This window comes from Sporosarcina siberiensis, assembly GCF_042681925.1.
GTDB lineage: Bacteria > Bacillota > Bacilli > Bacillales_A > Planococcaceae > Sporosarcina > Sporosarcina siberiensis.
Genome location: NZ_JBHUGI010000001.1, coordinates 1 through 17031, shown reverse-complemented (window position 1 = coordinate 17031; position 17031 = coordinate 1). Strand labels below are relative to the sequence as shown.

Genomic DNA, 17031 nt, shown 5'->3' with positions numbered 1-17031 from the left:
TTTTGTCTCTTATCGTTAGATGAACTTTATTCGCTAGTCTTCACGACTCTTGATTTCACGCAAACAGCACCCGTTTGTAGCAGAAGGCAAGGTGGAAACTCTCCTAAAAAGGAGCTTTAACCTGCACAGCACGAAAGTTTTGAGACATCTTTATCAAACGTGAGGGCAGCAAGCTTCAATCCTTCTGCCATTGTCAGATATGGTGTAAGTGTTTCGCGAAGATCCTCTATGGTCAAACCAAATTTTACTGCCAGTGTCGCCGCATAAATTACTTCTCCTGCATTTTCGGCGACTACATGAGCTCCTAATATCTTTAGTGTTTTAGCGTCTGCTACTAATTTAAAAACACCTGTTTTTTCGCGGTTAACCAAGGCTCTTGGGACAGCGTCTAATGGTAAAACTGATGTTTTCACTTCATAGCCTTTCTCTTTCGCTTGTTGTTCTGTTAAACCAACCGTAGCAATCGCTGGGGCTGTAAACGTAACTCCTGGAACTACTTCCAGATTCAGCTTTTTGTTCAGTCCACCGAGAGCGTTTCCAGCTGCGATTCCACCTTGATAAGCTGCCACATAGACGAATTGAGGACCAAGCGTGACATCACCTGCTGCATAGATGCGTGAATTCGTTGTTTTCGAATAATCATCAATTACTATTTCACCACGGGGGCCTACTTCAACACCTGCTGCCTGTAAATTCAATTTTTCCGTATTTGGCGTTCTTCCAGTAGCAACCAGCAATTGATCTGCTTCAATGGTTCTCTTTTTGCTATCAACCTCAACATAGACCTTTTTAGTGTCTCCATCTTGTTCGATTCGTTCAAAAAATGCTCCCGTCACTAAGTTGACCTCTTGTTCCATCAAGGCTTGCGTGATTGCTTTTGAAACCTCGGGATCATATTCCTTTAACAGACGCGGGCTTCTTTGCATCAATGTGACTTCTGAGCCTAGGTTATGAAAGAGTTGTCCCAATTCAATACCAATATAGCCAGAACCGATGACCGTAAGACGTTTGGGTACCTTCTTTAATTCAAGCAATGTCGTGCTTGTTAAATAATCAACCTCATCCAGTCCAGGAATGTTGGGCACTGCTGGTGAAGCACCTGTCGCGATTAAGAATCTTTTTGCTGATAACTTCATGCCATTCACTTCAACTGTTTTTTCGTCTACGAATTTTGCTTCGCCTTTGATTAATTCAAAGCCGTAGTCTTCAATCAGATCCACATATTTTGAGTTTCGAAGGTTTGTCACTAGCTCATTTTTCTGCATAATCAACGGTGCCAAATCAACGTCGCCCGCTGATGTGTGCAATCCGATGAATGGATTATCTTTTGCCAGACGATTAATTTCTCCAGCCCGCAGCAAAGTCTTTGAAGGAATACAGCCTATGTTAACGCATGTTCCACCTACCGTACCACGTTCAATGATGGCTACTTTTACCCCGTATTTCACGGCTTCGATAGCAGATGAAAAGGCAGCCCCACCAGAGCCAATGATGATGTAGTCATAATCATCTTCATCACCTAAAACAACCTTTTCTTGCGATTGTACTTCTTGTGCATTTCCTGGTTGATATTTCGCTTCAACAATTGCTTTTATCGCTGTTTCAACCCCTAAACCATTCGGTAGTTCAAATACAGCTTCGCCACGTTGGAAATCTACTTCAATCTCTCCTGCACCCATGTTTTCAAGAGCAACAACAACACGCTCTTCACAGCCCGTGAAAGTCATCCCTTGAACGTTTACTCGATACTTTTTCATATCAATATTCCTCCTTTTACTCGACTCCAAGACTAAATTTCTAAATTGCCGTCTCGATTGCCTGTAAGTTTTTTTCTATCATCAAAGGAAACCGTTACTTCGCCCGTGCTATCACTGACTTAAATGGCTGTTTTGACAATGGCTTCTACCTGTTCCACCTTTTATTTCTTCATTAAGGTTTCAATAATAGGACATTCAAAAATATCTTTGTTTTCTGGACATCTTTCTTTAAGATCTGTTAACATTTTTTCGATTTTTTTGAGATCTTCAATTTTACGCTGAATATCCTCTATTTTAAGAACAGTAAAATCATACATATCACGGCACTTCGCTTCATCGCGATCGACAACCCCTAGCAACTTGTCAATTTCATTTAAGGAAAAGCCCAGTTCCTGCATTCGCTTTATGAAATTCAATCGATCGATTATTTGTTGCGAATACATTCGGTATCCATTTTCAGTACAATCAGGCTCTGGAATTATGCCTATACGCTCATAATATCGAATGGTTTCTTTATTAACACCACACTTTTTAGCCAGTTCTCCAGTGCGAAATTGCATTTATCTCACCTCATACAAAGTATAAACCCTGTACTATAGTACAAGGTCAAGGGAAGTATTATTTACCGCATGTTGTATACTAATTTATAGTGAATTTTTTAATGGGGGAATTAATCTTTGGGAACATTAGATAAACTACAAACCTTTATCATGCTATTTGCTGTTGGATTAGGTCTTTTATTAGGACAGGTAAATATAATTGAACAATATGCAGTAAATCTAATTACTCCGTTTCTATTGTTAATGCTATATGGGTTGTTTTTAACAATTCCATTGAAACAATTAAGAAAAGCTTTTTCAAACATTAAATTCCTTGGAGCTAACACAATCATTAATTTCTTGTGGACACCAGTATTAGCTTGGGGTTTAGGATCCATTTTCTTATCTGATTATCCAGCTTTATGGATTGGTTTTATCATGCTTATGGTGACACCTTGCACAGATTGGTATCTCGCGTTCACTAGCATAGCAAAAGGAAACGTATCTCTCTCAACATCAGTTTTACCAATTAATTTAATTCTACAAGTCATACTTTTGCCAGTATATTTGCTGATTTTTGCTGGAACTATTGAATCAATCCCCATATCAACGCTTATAGAAAGTATAGTGATTGTATTGGTTATTCCATTTGCACTTGCCCATCTCACACGATTCTTATTTGGGAAAAAGACTGTTTTAAATAATAAGGTTATCCCTTTTTTCGCCAATGGTCAGGTTTTCGTTTTATCATTGGCTATTATGGCAATGTTTGCTTCCCAAGGTTCCTATTTACTCGAAAGTATAGAGATTATTTATATTTTAATTATTCCCATTTTGTTATTTTTTATTATTAACTATGTAGTAGGACGCTTCGTTGGAAAGTTTTTAAAGTTTTCTTATGAAGATTCGGTTAGCCTAAATATGACGATTATTGCTAGGAACTCCCCAGTATCTTTAGCTATAGCTGTGACAGCATTTCCTGATCAACCTCTCATTGCTTTAGCTTTAGTTATTGGACCTTTGATTGAATTACCCATACTTGCAATTGTGTCCCAAATACTACTATTCACAAGAAAAAAGAGTGAAAATAAAGGTTATCCTGTATAATCAGGATAACCTTTATTTTCCGCAATCTTGGCCCGTTTCCGGCATAAAGGCTTTATTACGAATTAGCCGATCTGTCCGCAATATTCAATTGCAGTAAGAATTACCGCACGCTACCAAGGAATTTAACAATAGGGTACAGGCAGGATTTGTACATTTACAAGGATAAATATTTTCTATAATCCTATATGTTTTCTATTCTTAGGAAATAAATACCTTGAAAACCGGTGATTGGACGTATTTCTTCTGTTTTTTCAACATAAATGAAGCTTATACACCTAATATAACTTAATTATATTAGGTGTACATTTGAAAGACCAAACCAACTTTTAGCCTTGTTTATTATTGGTGGTGTTGGATTATGATAGTAAACCACTAAATCCTCTTTCGCCCTTGTGCAACATACATAAAACAACTTTTCCGTACGTCTTAAAATTTTCGGGTATGACTGACCTTTTGAGGTAGTTAAACTACTCAATATATTATCATCGAATAAATATTCAAAATTATAGTTTGACCAATTTCCGTTATCTAATAAAACTAAGACATTATTATATTCTTCACCTTTTATTTTATGTTGTGTCGAAAACGGGGTTTTTCCATTAAGATAAGCATATAAATTTTGAAACTCTTTAAACCGAACTTCCTTCACTCGATTATATACATAATTCTTTTTCTCTTTAAAAGAATTGAAATTGTCATCCTTCCTGCATATTCTATTTTCGTGTGCAAATTCAATTACTTCTTCAATTTTGCTATCTGACATATCTTGCATTTTTTCGATAATCCTTTTTATTTCCTTCTTATCCGCTATAGATGTTATTTTAAATTCCGTTCTTCTTAAAAATTCATTATACTCCTCTTGTTCATAAAGATTAATGTTATCTTGAATCTTAAATAGATGTTTTATGATTTCATCCCTTTTGGAACTTGGTTTAGAAGGATCATCACTGTTATCCTTTTTATCGTCTATCAACATATCTTTATCCAAGTATATTTTTCTAAAGCTATCAAATGAAACTTTTTTAGCACTCTCGTATAGTTCTAGATTTTCATTGATAAATTCAAGCATTCCTCGGGTAGGTAAAATAGATTTTTTTTCACTTTCAGTTTTCCCCTCCAACAATGACTCAATAACTTCCCCAAATGAATAACCACTGAATATTGTTACATCGCCCTCATTCTTAATGTATTTAACAATTCTATCTTTATAAGCCAAAATCTTATCATCATCATAGATTTTCATTAATTCTTTAAATCCAGCTTGAGGCGCTATAAGATTGTGCGTCAAGTTTAATTCTTTTGTTTCATTTGTATTAGCAAAATCCCATTCTAAAGTTTTTTTCAATTGATTTAGTTTTTCTTCTTTTGTTGTATAGTAAAAGCTTATCTTTCCCTCTTTAATTTTTCCATCTTCCATATTGGGAGCTTCGGAATCGTCTGATGGCTCTTGAACTATCCCATCTGTCCTTAACTTATTTGCCAAATCAATAACTAATTTAGGGTTTCTTCTATTTTGTTTCTTTTTAACTTCTTTTATCTGATTTTCAGAGATATAACTCTGAAGATCACCAATACCACTATCGTAGATAGATTGCATGGCATCACCAAAGAAACCAACTATATTTTTTCCGTTCCCTTTTTTAAGGTGATTTAAAAAAATATCAACTACAAGTTCATCGCTATCTTGATATTCGTCAATAAAGATAAATTTAAACTTATCTTTTACTATCCTACAAAGCTTTGGATATTTTTCAAACATTAAGTTGGCTAAAATCAAAACTTCATCATGTGAAACTATTCCTTCCTTTATTAGCAGGTATTCTTTATATTGAATAGTCGCTTCACTGAAATAATTAAAGTCGATACGCTCGGGAAGGACAAGCCTTTTATGTATCTGCTCATTAATTAATTCTGCCAAAACTTTTTTTAATTCTATTTGAAATGACTTTATATTATCCCATAAAAATTCATGAATAGTCCCTACCGTTAAATTTTTATGTTGAATACGCCCTTCAATTTCATTAACTGCTGCGTTAGTATAAGTAATACAAGCAACCCTATCGGTAGGGTTTTCAATTAAGGCTTGATTTATTACTCCAACAAGCGAATAAGTCTTACCACTGCCCGCGCCCCCACTTAACAGGAAATTAAATCCACTGTCTATATGTTTAAATATTTGTTGCACTTCGTTCTCCAAGTCTACTCTTCTTTCAACCATTGTAATCCCTCCTTAATATAATTAGGGATTTCCCAATTGGAATACTCCTGGTATAATGTTCTTTCCTGTCTGGTTTTGATACAACACATATCGATTTCTTTCGTTTTACTATTTAATAATATCTCCATTGCAAATGCAGGTTTTTTATCAACCCCTTTTGCCATGTCATAAGAATCTATTTTACCTTTCACAAATTCTTTCATAATTTTTTGGGTCAGATTTGGAAAATATATGTTTCCTGTAAACTTTCCTTCTTCATTAAACGTGTAATCCTTAATGAATTCTTTATTAATATGAAAAAAACTGTCCTCGAAACTTCGTGCATGGTAAAGCTTATTTTCTTTATCTTTTTCTTCAGATTGATATTGAAAGAGAACATGTCCCTTTTTATTTACTTCCCAATTGTTTTCGTCATTATTTTTAATCAATGTTCTTTCAGTAAGTGATAATTTGGTTAAGGAATCAAATTCTATATGGTCTCCTAGGAAGTATTTTAAAGAATAATTGCTAGTACCACATCCCTCAGAAACCCGACAGGCCGTTTCTTTTGTTTTTTCTGTTCCGTCTGCATTTAATTTTCTATTCCCTTTTTCGTCTATGTCAAAATCGATTTTAACAGAATCTATATCAGTAATGATAAGAGATTTTATCCCTACAAAATCGATGAATTCTTCGAATACGTGTGAGTAAGCTCCAACTTCTATTATTGAAATATTTTGGGATAATAAAGGTAGTAAGGTAGTTCCATCATTTCCTATTTCATTTAGTTCATCCTCAATATCGATTTTTTTCATCATAGCAGGAAGAATAATTCTTTCTGTATCTCCTTCAATGAAAATGACTTTGTCAGCAAAAAAGAGATCCGATCTATGTAAAGTCAAATATTGTTTTAAAAATTTATAGTTGTTTTTCTTTTCGCAGTAAATTTCCTCTAAATCTTTTAGGCTTTTAGATTTAACATCATTCCCTTTTTTCCTGAAATACTTTATGTCTTCAAAATCACTCTCCGCAACTATATGCGCAGAATGGGTAGATATAATTGTTTGAAGCTTCCGAGGTTTTTTACCACTTCCAACTGATATACCCTCACTTAATAACGATTTTATGTTTTTAATAAATACCCTTTGCATCTGAGGATGGGTGTGAACCTCTGGCTCCTCGATAAATAAAAGATTTATATCAGCGGGATTTGAATCTTTACTCTTTTGAAACTCATGAAGAATTATCTTTATTTCAAAAATCATACTAATCAAATTCATATAACCTAGCCCATTATAACTTTCTGGTAATTCAATACCTGAATTGCCTGATCCATAAACAACTGTAGTATTATCCTGAAGCAACTCTTGATGTTGAAGTGTAGATGTAATTCTAATTGAAGATTGATCCTGTGTTGTCCCTCCGAATCTTCTTACATCTTCAATGATTTCATTAAACATCTCTCCATATATGTCCTCAAGCTTCTTATCAGTTTCAGTTAAAGCATCCTTGAATTTATCAATTACTGGCCTATTTACATCTTCATCTTCCATCTTTTTATAGATTTTAGCTGACTGTGTAGAAAGACTTCTTTCCTTATCCTTATTTGAAACATTTCTTCTGGCATTAATCCATTTGAAGTTTACTATATTTCCTATATTTATTTTTTCTTTTAATAAGTCTGTATAAACACTATCATTTCCATTCTCAGTTTCAGTATCATAAAGAATACTTTTCTTTGATGTTGTAAAGTATTTTTGGAAGTTCTGTTTGAGAAATGATAAAATCTCCACCTTTTGAATAGACTCCGATTTTCTTTGACTATTCATAGCCGTATAATCATTTTTAAAATCAGAAAATCCACCTTCCAGAAGTCTATATTCAAATCCGAGTATAATTACTTTGTTTTCTGGGTCTAAATCCATTATGATTTTATCCCCTATGTTGGACAAGTCATCATTATCTTCATATTCAATAAATAATTTTAAAGAGATTCCTAAAAAAGGAAAAGGTTCATCCGCTGCATTAGGATAAGAGTCAGATTCCAAATGTGATTTTAATTCATCTCTAAAATCACTATTAAAATCATCAAAAGAAAACGGGCTACCATTTAAAAATTTATCTAATATAAGTAATAAAGAGGTTTTCCCACAATTATTTTTTCCTAATATTAAGCTTAGATTATCTTGCAATTCTATTGTGATTTTTTTGAGCAGACGAAAATTTTCAATCTTTATTTTTGATATCCTCATAATTCTCACACTCCACATCAATAATTTATCTTTTTTAAAAACTATATATTTTTACAAAAGGTCTTATTTCTTTTTATAACTCAGAACCTACTGTATTTTGCGAAAGTAGTACAGTAAGTATAGCATTCGTAATTATAAGTTCCAATGTCATCCACCTCTACCATTTACGTAAATCTAAACCGAAATATCAAGATAAACTAGTTCGTAAAAGTACACTTTTACGAACATACTAAAAGGAATAGCAAAACATAAAAAGGGATGTCCGTAAAACTAACAAATTAGTTTGCGAACGTTCCTTTCTCTGTGTATACTTTTACGAACACATAAAGGTATAATAATAGAAACTAACGTTCTAGGAGGTGCGAGTTGGAGAATCGAAAATTTGGATACGTTCGGGTAAGCTCAAAAGATCAAAACGAGAGTCGTCAAATGGATGCAATGAAAAGTATTGGAATTGGCAACCGTGATATTTTTCTCGATAAGCAATCAGGAAAGAACTTTCACCGCGAACAATATCAACTAATGAAACGAATAATTAGAAAAGGGGACATTCTTTATATTCATTCTTTGGATCGATTTGGACGTAGCAAAGATGATATTTTAAACGAGTGGCAAGAACTTACAAAGGAAATCGGGGCTGATATAGTGGTACTTGATATGCCTTTGTTAGATACTACAAAATATAAAGACAGTATTGGTAATTTCATCTCGGATCTTATCCTCCAAGTTCTTTCGTGGCTTGCTGAAGACGAACGAGATAGAATTAGGACCCGTCAACGTGAAGGTATTGATTCAGCTCTTGTGAATGGCGTAAAATTCGGTCGTCCTTCAATCGAAATAACGGATGAATTCATTCAGGCTTATGATAAATGGCAGTCTGGGGAAATTACAGCAGTTAAAGCGATGGAGGAAGCCGATATGAAGAAAACGTCGTTTTATAAGATGGTGAAGACGTACAAAAGTCTATAATTAATTTTTAATTTTTTGAAACGTAAAAAGCCACCTTCCGAAGAAGATGGCTTTTCCTTTTTGGATCGCTCGATGCGATCAGGTAATATCTTTTAGGCCGCACTACAGATAAATCTGCAAGGGCAATATTAGTATATGTACTCTCTACATTCTCTATACTAAACGTTTTTCACAAAAAATCAAGCGAAAAGTTCACTTTTTTGTATAGAGGCGTCTGATTTTATCATCAATTAAATCCATTTGTATATCATTCAACTTGAATACACCGTCTTTTGTCTTTCTCGGCTTATATATTCTTAGTTTACTTATAGGACGTATTTGATCAGGAATCGCAACAGATCTTTTGTCATTCAGTGCTTTGATTACATCAAGAAAAACACGATCTCTATGCAGGTCTTCTACAGCCTCATCATCATCCATAGAGGATAGTGGAACAACATTTAAATTAGGATTCTTCTTCGAGCTGTCTTTAACTACAACCGCGTAATGCATACCTCCATACTCAGCGCCTACATTAAAACCGAAATGAGCAAGGACTATTTCTGCCCGTTTGTAGGCTCTCAAATAAGATGGATCAAAGCTTTCTTCCCATTGTAGATAATTGTTTTGGATTTTCATCCAATCTAAAAATATCCCACCTCTTTTTTCATTCATTTGTTCGATGGTTTTTTTCAAGTCTTCGAGTTCAAGGGCTAATTTTATAGCTAAGTCTTCATTTTCATATAGTTTTTTATCAGTCATATTTGTTCCCCATTTTCTAGAGTGAAGATCCCTCACATTTTACTTCTATTGTATCAGCAATCTTCAGCCCAAATGATATTCGTTATAGACAATTCTCATGATCTTGTTTTCAACTTTAGAAGAAACGTTGTTTCCATTCAACGTTTCTATCTTTATTTCTTTGAATAAATCTTGTATGGGTTATGATTTACAGCTTTTTATTTCTTTCGTATGTTTTGAATTTGGTAAGTCGCAAAACAACGGCAATCTTCATGAAAAGGGGGATGATTCTTTCCTATTAATGCCTCTGAAACATTCGCTGTATGACCTTCAAACTTCGCACATTTAGAACGAACCCTTTCATCTTCCATTGTATTTACAGTATAAGACATTAAAAGACCTTCCGAATTTCCTTTTAATGCTTTATCAAGTTTTTCCTTTGCCATTTGGTGTTTATCATATGCCATTATGTTTACCTCACTTTTCTTTTTCTCTAACAAACAGTATTAGCCAATCTCTTTATTTAGCTCATCCGAATAAGTATTAGGAACATACGGATTCTTTAATGAATCATTCGTTGATAGAAAATAAATTCGACGACACAATCGCTTCTTCATCGAGTAATTTTTCTCTGAAATCCTCTTTGAATTTTTGTTTATATTCCTTATCACCAGAATAAAATCTGATTCCAAGAAGTCGTATCTCTTCATTTTCGCTTAATACCTCTATGTCTGGATTAGTAGATAAGGACATCAAGAAATCTTCTTTCCACTTATCTTGCGTGTGTAAGTGTTCACCTTTTGGTTCTAAGAATACTTGGTAGGTACATTCAGTATCTTTTAGATACAATAAAAAGTCAGGCATGAATCCCCTAGTACTACCTATTTCAACAATCTTTACTTTTCGTTCATTTCGAATCAAATAAACCTCTTCGTATTTTTGTTGAAGCTGTTCCATGTAATCATTAATAAAGTCAATCATATTACTTTCTAGCCCATTGACGATAGCTTGGTCATATATATACCAATCATGATCCCGCATATTCCGTGTTTTTACGACTTCATTCATGGTTTTAACACGACTTTGCACTTGGTTGATTTCAATAAAGTAGTCCTTTATTAGTTCCGTAAACATAACGCCTTCAAAATAAGGTGTACCCCTTACTTTCATAAAATTTAACCTAATATTATTTTCAGCTTGCGATAAAAATTTCTCTACAATAGAAAGTTTTTGTTCAGGGGCTAATTCATTAACAGTTAAACCTGATGGTACTGATACCTGAATGACTAAGCTGCCTAAAAATTTATCACTTTCGATGAACTCTTTAACACTTGTGATGCTAGGAATATATTCTTTCAAATTGTTATATCTATAAAACGTGTTTCGTTGAATTGCTTTTTGCAATAACGACCTCGTTACATGAAGTTTTTCTTCTCGTCTTTGCGTACTAGACTCAGTTTCTGCATCTGTGCCAAATTGCTTTTCAATTGACGATTCAAAAGACATTTCAAAAAAGGATGATACATTGTAATCCTTAAACGATTGATAATCGGCAGAAGTTGTTGGTATGACTTTATTAATGTATATCTTTCCGTTCTTAAACAAATCCGACTTCTTAAACTTGGATTTGATTTTTGCTTCTAATCGACTCGCACCATCTTCTTTTATCTGGATATTGGCTGCTTCGAGCGATTTTGTTAAATTATTAATATAAGCACTTTCGTTTATGGTGTGATAATGAAGTGTTTCAATTACTTTTAATTTACTATCACTTAGATCGTATCTTCTTTGATAAGAGTTTTGATTATCTTGTACAAAAGGGTAATACCTCGCACCACGACCAATCAATTGTGCTTCGCTATCCGTCGTCGTCTTCGTATGTGTAGCCCCTTCACTTATCCGTACAATATCGAACAGATTGAGTACATCCCATCCCTCATTCAATTTGGCGACCGCAAAGATTGTCCGAATCGGATTGTCTGATTCCTCTAAGCTATTCAATAAAATGGCATTACTTTCAGATATAAAAGAGGAATCGTTCGCATTTAATGTCGTTTCACTCGTGAAATCCCACTGTAAGTCCTGTACAAGCTGAATCAAATCCTTATCTTCATAATAACGGAATACCTTTCTCCAAATGCTTGCTGCGTTTTGATATACAGCAAGACCATGTTCTATTGATTTTTTTAGTTGTGTAATTGATAAATTTTCAACCATCGCAATAAATTTGTTGTTCGCATTAAGTGATGTAGCAATTTTGTTCGACTTGAAAAGAATGATTGGTTTCAGATCAATCCCATTGTCTTTTGCTATATATTTTCGATACTGACTTAACAACATTGCGTGTAACATCTTTTGGTCATCTTCTTCATTCGTTTGTAGGAGTACTACGTTCTTTGAATAACGATCCTCCATAAACCTTCTTAAATCATATTGATATACGATTTTATCTTGGTACTTATCGAACAAGGAATCATTTGTTAAATCAATTGTAGCTGTAAATTCAAGCAGTCTATTTGCTTGATTCAATCGAAGTATACGGTTTACTGTACTTTCCCACGTTCGTTCTCCTGCTTCTTTTGTCGTCAACTTTTTTTTATCTTTTTTGGTCAAAGCGTTAATATGATGTGCTTCATCAGCTAATAGAACAAGCTTCATATCCTCTAATGAATCATACGTCAACCCATTTTCTTTCGGGTTATTTAAATCCGCATGTAGCTTATGGATTGTTGTAAGTTTTAAATAAATAGTATTATCCGCAGGACTGGCTGGGAAGACATCCACAACTTGAATAGGTATTCGCAATCCATCGACTACAATACCTTCTTGATTGAATAGATATTTGGATGAAGCCGTATTCGTTAAGTTCTCATACGTTTTTCTAATGATGGCATCACTATCAACAAAGAAGATGAAGTTTTGATGCCCCTTCTCTTTAAATAAATATAATATTGATCCCGCAAGCACCAACGTTTTACCCGAACCAGTTGCCATATGGAACAATAAATGGTTGAAAGAAATATCCGCAGCATCGGATTGTTGGGTGTATATCAATTGTCTAAGTGCTTGTTCTTGATAAGGTCGCATTTCATGACTTAAATTATCATAAATGTATTGTGGTACTTCTGGTGGCTTCTCAAATATGTCGTTAAAACGTGTTTCTATTCTAGCATGTAATATTTCGTTACTCATTATCACTCACTCCCTCATTCTTATAGAAGGAATGGTTAAATTTCTTAACTGATTCTGGAACACCAAATTGTGAATCATCCATTTCTGAATAGCTTAAATAGAGTTGGTTCATGTCTAATGTTTCAATTAATATCTGTTTCTTTTCTTCTAATGAAAGTCCTGAAAAATCACTATTATCTATCGCAACTTTTTCAATATCCACTTTAAAGTTCAAAAATGCCGACTTATTTAATTCATCTATCGCTTCACCTAAATCACCTTCATTTTTTGCTTGTTGAATCATAGTGACAAAGTGCATATTTAATTCGTGAAGTTCTGCATAGACAAAGCTACCCCCACCCTGCCATTCAACATCTTTGGATATACCACCTTGTTCCCCCTCGATTACCTTTTGCAAGCGTGGAACAGAAACAGTATTAATATAATCCATCTGTTCAATTCCAATAAACTGACGATTCATTTTCATAGCAACAGCTTGTGTTGTTCCTGAACCCATGAAGAAATCCAATACAATATCGCTTTCATTTGAACCTAAATGAAGTATTCGATGTAGTAAGTGTTCTGGTTTTGGCGTAGCAAAAGAATCAACGTCTTCAAGGGTATTGACTTCTTTTTTCGCATCTTGATTGTGACCTACTTCTGTATGCTTCCAAACAGTTGTTGCGGTAACGCCATTTTTCACTTCACTTAAAAAGCGCTTAATACGTGGTACATTATTACCTTCTACACCAAACCAGATTCTATTATCTTTAATCATTTCATTTAGCTTGTCTTTCGTTACCCTCCAACAATAAGTATTCGGTGGATTAACTTTTCTACCTGAGGGTGTTGTTATCGTATAGTCGGTATTTGCATTATAACTTTTTACCGACAAATCACCAGAAGTCCATACTCCTCTTAAATCATTATCAGGATTACTATATCTACTATCCATTTCTTCGCTTCTTGGAAGTAAATTGGGACGCCATATTTTCTTGTTTTTAGCAAATACTAAGATATGGTCATGGCTATCGGATAGCCAGGTTGCATCATTTTGTGGTGAAAACTTCTTTTCCCAAATAACATTATTAATAAAATTATTTGATCCAAAGACCCCATCACACAATACTTTCAAATAATGTGCCCCATCATCGTCTATTGAAATCCATAATGAACCATCTTCCGCTAGAAGTTCCCTTGCGATTTCCAGTCTGGTTTTCATAAAAGTAAGCCACGTGGATAATTTAAAGTTTGAGTTATAACCAAAAGTATCATCATTTTTTTTATCTATAAAATAATATGGTGGATCAATAAAGATTTGCTTTATTTCTCCTGCATAACGACTTTTCAATGAATGCAGTGCAATCAAGTTATTGCCTTTAATGATTAAATTATCATTATCATTCACTTCATTTATCTCTTGTTCACCATGTTCACTATACTTTTTTACATTTGATAACACTTTAGGCGTGAGCATTATGTCAATTTCTTCTTTTGCCAAAACATTGTGATAGTAGATTTCATTCCTATCAACATCCTCGGTAGACATGCCACCTTCAAGCACACAGTCTTTATGCGGGAAGTCTACTACTACATCGGTATTGTATTTTAAATATCTCCCATCGCTCGTCAAACCGATTTCATTGCTGAATTTTGTATAACTGTTATCCCAATAATTTTTGAATCGCAGCATACTAATAAATTCATCCGACTTAAAGATGAATCCATTTTCTACTTTTAATGAATAAGCAGCTTTAACGTTTTCATTTGAAAGTAGCGCTTCTAATAATTCAACACGGTAACTTCTTAAATCCTCTATCACTTTTGATTTTATTAAGGTATTGTTTTCCCAGTATTCAGGGAATGCAAGCAATGTAGCATTTATCTCTGATATTAGTTTTGTTTCCATTTGGAAAGTCCCCTATCTAGTTCCTTGTTGATTATAGTTTTAACTTTCTTTCCCTTTAAAATAATCCACCAAAGCCTCTTCAATCATTACGTAAATATTCTTGTCTTGAATAACCGCTTGCATCTTCAACTCTTGGTGTAGATCCGTCCGCAGGTCAAATGAAACCCTCTTCCTTTCAACCTTGGAAGAAACGTTGTTTTCATTAAACGTTTCTTCCTTTACTTCTTCGGATAAAGCTTGTGAAGGGGTTAGTCTATTTTGTTGGCGTTTCAAGTTTTTAATTTCCTCAATCTTTGACACGTTCCATCAGCTCCTCATAGAAATGTAAATATTGCTCTAATGCTTTTTTAAGCTCTTTATTCTCTTTGAACCCATACAACGATAATCGTCCAACAGGAGCTTTTCTTGTGATTACGGTTTCAAATACCAGATTCGGAAAGTCTTCTGCAATTATTTCATTAAAAGCTTTTGAATCACTTCTCCGTACATCATTCATCGTTCGTAAAATCCCAATCGCTTCTGTCTTTCGTTTTCCAATTTCAAAAGCGCTTTCAATTGAATCCATGAAGTTAGGGATTGCAGAATAGCACCAATTTGAACACTCATACATCACAACAACAAACTCACTTGCACACAATGCATTGGTTGTTTGTTCGCTTAAAGAAGGGGGGGTGTCGATTAAAATAAAATCGTATTCATCCCGTACTTGATCTAATAAGTTGTCCAAAATTAGCGTTGGACTTCCAGAAAAAGAAATTGTATCGCCTGAGTAGGTTTTGGAGGTGTACATCCATCTCGCGAAAGTGGCCAAGAAATTGTTAGCTGGTAACAAATCTAGATTTTCCTCGACTTTATATAAATAATCATGCACATTGTTCTGCTGCATCGCTTCAAGAACCGATTTCCCTATAAATTCATTCGAGGACATTCCAGATAAAAGTTCAGTTAAATTACCCTGTGAATCCATATCTATTACAAGAACACGATAGTCATTCTCTTTCATTAAGTGGGCTAAGATTCCTGTTGTCGTGGATTTTCCACATCCACCTTTCTGGATACCCATCGTAATTGTTTTCGCCAATTCATCACCCCTACAGTTTGATTTAAATGTTGGAATAAAAGAACGAAGAAATAAACGTTTATTCTCTATGACTCTCTCTAAACCTATATCTAACAAGGGGGTTAGTCAAGTTCTTTCGGTAATAAAACGGTTTACTTCTCTTTATATTGAATTTAGGGCTTTGACGGTCGTATTGAATGGCAAATCGTATTAAAATGTTGAACAGGATGACTTATTTCATATTTGAGCAGGCCGATCTTAAAATCAAGCACAAAAACTATAAAACATATTGTAACTTAGTTAACCTGTTGTAAACCGTGTATTTATGAGGTAAACTTTATATATTAGGGTTTACTAAACGATTAAAGGAGTGAAAGCCATTATGAGTGATATTGAAGAAAAACGTGACAAAACGAAAGCATTTAAAGCTTCACCAAAGAGTCTTGCTGCAATCAATGAGATTATTAAGAAGTCGGGGAAAAATGACACCGAGTTTTTCGAGGAATTAGTGAACGATTTATTAATCAAGGGACTAACAGATACAAATGATGAAAATATTTCAGTGAATTTACGCAAGCACTTTGAAAGTGATGTGCAGAAATTAAAAAATGCCACGAATTCGATTCTTTCTATTTTTGTTTCTCAAATGGAAAACATCTCTGTAGAAAAGAATCAATGGCACGTAGCTACAACGAAACAGTTGGAGGAAAAACAAGAAGCGTTTGAGAAACAACTTAATAAATATATCGGTTTGAAAGAGGAATTTGAGGCAAAGAAACAAGAAGCCATTAAGTTTGAACAGGATAATGATTCCTTACAAAAAGAAAGAGATACTCTTATAAAAAGAACCAGCGATCAAGAACAGTTGATTTCCGACCGAACTGAACGCATCCAAGACTTTGAAACAAGAATTAACAAGTTAAATGAAACCATTGTAACTAAAGATGAGCAGTTGAAAGAATTTTCTCCAATCGTTGAGCAGAAGAAAGAACTGGAAGTAAAGAACAGCAGCCTTAATATCGAAATAGAGAACTTGAAAAATGCTCATCGGGAAACCCTCAAAAAGAAAGAAGAACAGTTAATTTTTGAATGTGAGAAAGAAAAACATAGAGTAGAAACAAAGCTACTAGAAGGTTTCAATCTAGAAAAAGAGAGTGTGCGAAGCGAAACACGAAAAGAGACTGAAATTGCTATTCGTGAATTTTACTTGGAGGAAATACAACGTAAAGAGAAGGAAAGATATGAAGTAGAAAAATCCTATAAGCTTCAAATAGAAAAACTACAACTAGAAATTGAAAACAAAAATAACGCAAAATAAACTACTTGTACTTTATTTTGCGTAAAAAAAAA

The 17031-nt window shown here is 34.1% G+C and carries 13 protein-coding genes; 3 read left to right on the top strand and 10 right to left on the bottom strand.

Annotated elements, in window-relative coordinates; genetic code table 11:
* Nucleotides 1–116: 116 nt before the first annotated feature.
* Both merA and merR1 read right to left on the bottom strand, forming a co-directional pair.
* Nucleotides 117–1757 (bottom strand): mercury(II) reductase, encoded by a 1641-nt coding sequence (gene merA, locus ACFSFY_RS00065; RefSeq protein WP_381535060.1) that lies wholly within the window; start codon nucleotides 1755–1757, stop codon nucleotides 117–119.
* 161 nt (nucleotides 1758–1918) lie between these two features.
* Nucleotides 1919–2317 (bottom strand): mercury resistance transcriptional regulator MerR1, encoded by a 399-nt coding sequence (gene merR1, locus ACFSFY_RS00060; RefSeq protein WP_381535057.1) that lies wholly within the window; start codon nucleotides 2315–2317, stop codon nucleotides 1919–1921.
* A gap of 117 nt (nucleotides 2318–2434) precedes the next feature.
* Here merR1 and ACFSFY_RS00055 point away from each other — a divergent pair, with 117 nt between their 5' ends.
* Entirely contained in the window at nucleotides 2435–3403 is a 969-nt protein-coding gene (locus ACFSFY_RS00055) for an arsenic resistance protein (protein ID WP_381535054.1), read from the top strand.
* A 289-nt stretch (nucleotides 3404–3692) separates the two neighbouring features.
* On the opposite strand, the gene ACFSFY_RS00050 is transcribed toward ACFSFY_RS00055, so the two are convergent.
* Both ACFSFY_RS00050 and ACFSFY_RS00045 read right to left on the bottom strand, forming a co-directional pair.
* A complete protein-coding gene (locus ACFSFY_RS00050) occupies nucleotides 3693–5621 on the bottom strand; it encodes a UvrD-helicase domain-containing protein (RefSeq protein WP_381535051.1) in 1929 nt (642 codons plus the stop codon).
* Entirely contained in the window at nucleotides 5603–7852 is a 2250-nt protein-coding gene (locus ACFSFY_RS00045) for an ATP-dependent nuclease (protein WP_381535048.1), read from the bottom strand. The genes ACFSFY_RS00050 and ACFSFY_RS00045 overlap by 19 nt, the downstream gene beginning before the upstream one ends.
* Nucleotides 7853–8218: 366 nt before the next feature.
* On the opposite strand from ACFSFY_RS00045, the gene ACFSFY_RS00040 reads away from it, so the two are divergent.
* Entirely contained in the window at nucleotides 8219–8821 is a 603-nt protein-coding gene (locus ACFSFY_RS00040) for a recombinase family protein (protein ID WP_381535045.1), read from the top strand.
* Between the two features lie 192 nt (nucleotides 8822–9013).
* Here ACFSFY_RS00040 and ACFSFY_RS00035 read toward each other — a convergent pair whose 3' ends face one another.
* From ACFSFY_RS00035 to ACFSFY_RS00010, 6 genes are all read right to left on the bottom strand, one after another.
* Nucleotides 9014–9562, bottom strand: coding sequence for a type II toxin-antitoxin system PemK/MazF family toxin (locus tag ACFSFY_RS00035; RefSeq protein WP_381535042.1), 549 nt, complete (start codon nucleotides 9560–9562; stop codon nucleotides 9014–9016).
* Between the two features lie 197 nt (nucleotides 9563–9759).
* Nucleotides 9760–10008, bottom strand: a complete 249-nt coding sequence (locus tag ACFSFY_RS00030) for a minor capsid protein (protein ID WP_381535039.1) — start codon at nucleotides 10006–10008, stop codon at nucleotides 9760–9762.
* Between the two features lie 103 nt (nucleotides 10009–10111).
* Nucleotides 10112–12733: a DEAD/DEAH box helicase family protein gene (locus ACFSFY_RS00025; protein WP_381535036.1), complete on the bottom strand. Its 2622-nt coding sequence runs from the start codon at nucleotides 12731–12733 to the stop codon at nucleotides 10112–10114.
* Nucleotides 12726–14621 carry a DNA methyltransferase gene (locus tag ACFSFY_RS00020; RefSeq protein ID WP_381535033.1) on the bottom strand — a complete coding sequence of 632 codons (1896 nt, stop codon included), beginning with the start codon at nucleotides 14619–14621 and terminating at the stop codon, nucleotides 12726–12728. The genes ACFSFY_RS00025 and ACFSFY_RS00020 overlap by 8 nt, the downstream gene beginning before the upstream one ends.
* Before the next feature lie 39 nt (nucleotides 14622–14660).
* Nucleotides 14661–14921, bottom strand: a complete 261-nt coding sequence (locus ACFSFY_RS00015) for a hypothetical protein (protein ID WP_381535030.1) — start codon at nucleotides 14919–14921, stop codon at nucleotides 14661–14663.
* Entirely contained in the window at nucleotides 14908–15702 is a 795-nt protein-coding gene (locus ACFSFY_RS00010; protein ID WP_381535027.1) for a ParA family protein, read from the bottom strand. Before ACFSFY_RS00010 ends, ACFSFY_RS00015 begins: the two co-directional genes overlap by 14 nt.
* 361 nt (nucleotides 15703–16063) lie before the next feature.
* Here ACFSFY_RS00010 and ACFSFY_RS00005 point away from each other — a divergent pair, with 361 nt between their 5' ends.
* On the top strand, nucleotides 16064–16999 hold the full coding sequence (locus ACFSFY_RS00005) for a coiled-coil domain-containing protein (RefSeq protein ID WP_381535025.1): 936 nt from the start codon (nucleotides 16064–16066) through the stop codon (nucleotides 16997–16999).
* Nucleotides 17000–17031: the final 32 nt, after the last annotated feature.

Coding starts and splice junctions, on each gene's coding strand:
- ACFSFY_RS00030 (WP_381535039.1), bottom strand. CDS start 10,008: ATGGCATATGATAAACACCAAATGGCAAAGGAAAAACTTGATAAAGCA.
- ACFSFY_RS00020 (WP_381535033.1), bottom strand. CDS start 14,621: ATGGAAACAAAACTAATATCAGAGATAAATGCTACATTGCTTGCATTC.
- ACFSFY_RS00045 (WP_381535048.1), bottom strand. CDS start 7,852: ATGAGGATATCAAAAATAAAGATTGAAAATTTTCGTCTGCTCAAAAAA.
- merR1 (WP_381535057.1), bottom strand. CDS start 2,317: ATGCAATTTCGCACTGGAGAACTGGCTAAAAAGTGTGGTGTTAATAAA.
- merA (WP_381535060.1), bottom strand. CDS start 1,757: ATGAAAAAGTATCGAGTAAACGTTCAAGGGATGACTTTCACGGGCTGT.
- ACFSFY_RS00025 (WP_381535036.1), bottom strand. CDS start 12,733: ATGAGTAACGAAATATTACATGCTAGAATAGAAACACGTTTTAACGAC.
- ACFSFY_RS00005 (WP_381535025.1), top strand. CDS start 16,064: ATGAGTGATATTGAAGAAAAACGTGACAAAACGAAAGCATTTAAAGCT.
- ACFSFY_RS00035 (WP_381535042.1), bottom strand. CDS start 9,562: ATGACTGATAAAAAACTATATGAAAATGAAGACTTAGCTATAAAATTA.
- ACFSFY_RS00050 (WP_381535051.1), bottom strand. CDS start 5,621: ATGGTTGAAAGAAGAGTAGACTTGGAGAACGAAGTGCAACAAATATTT.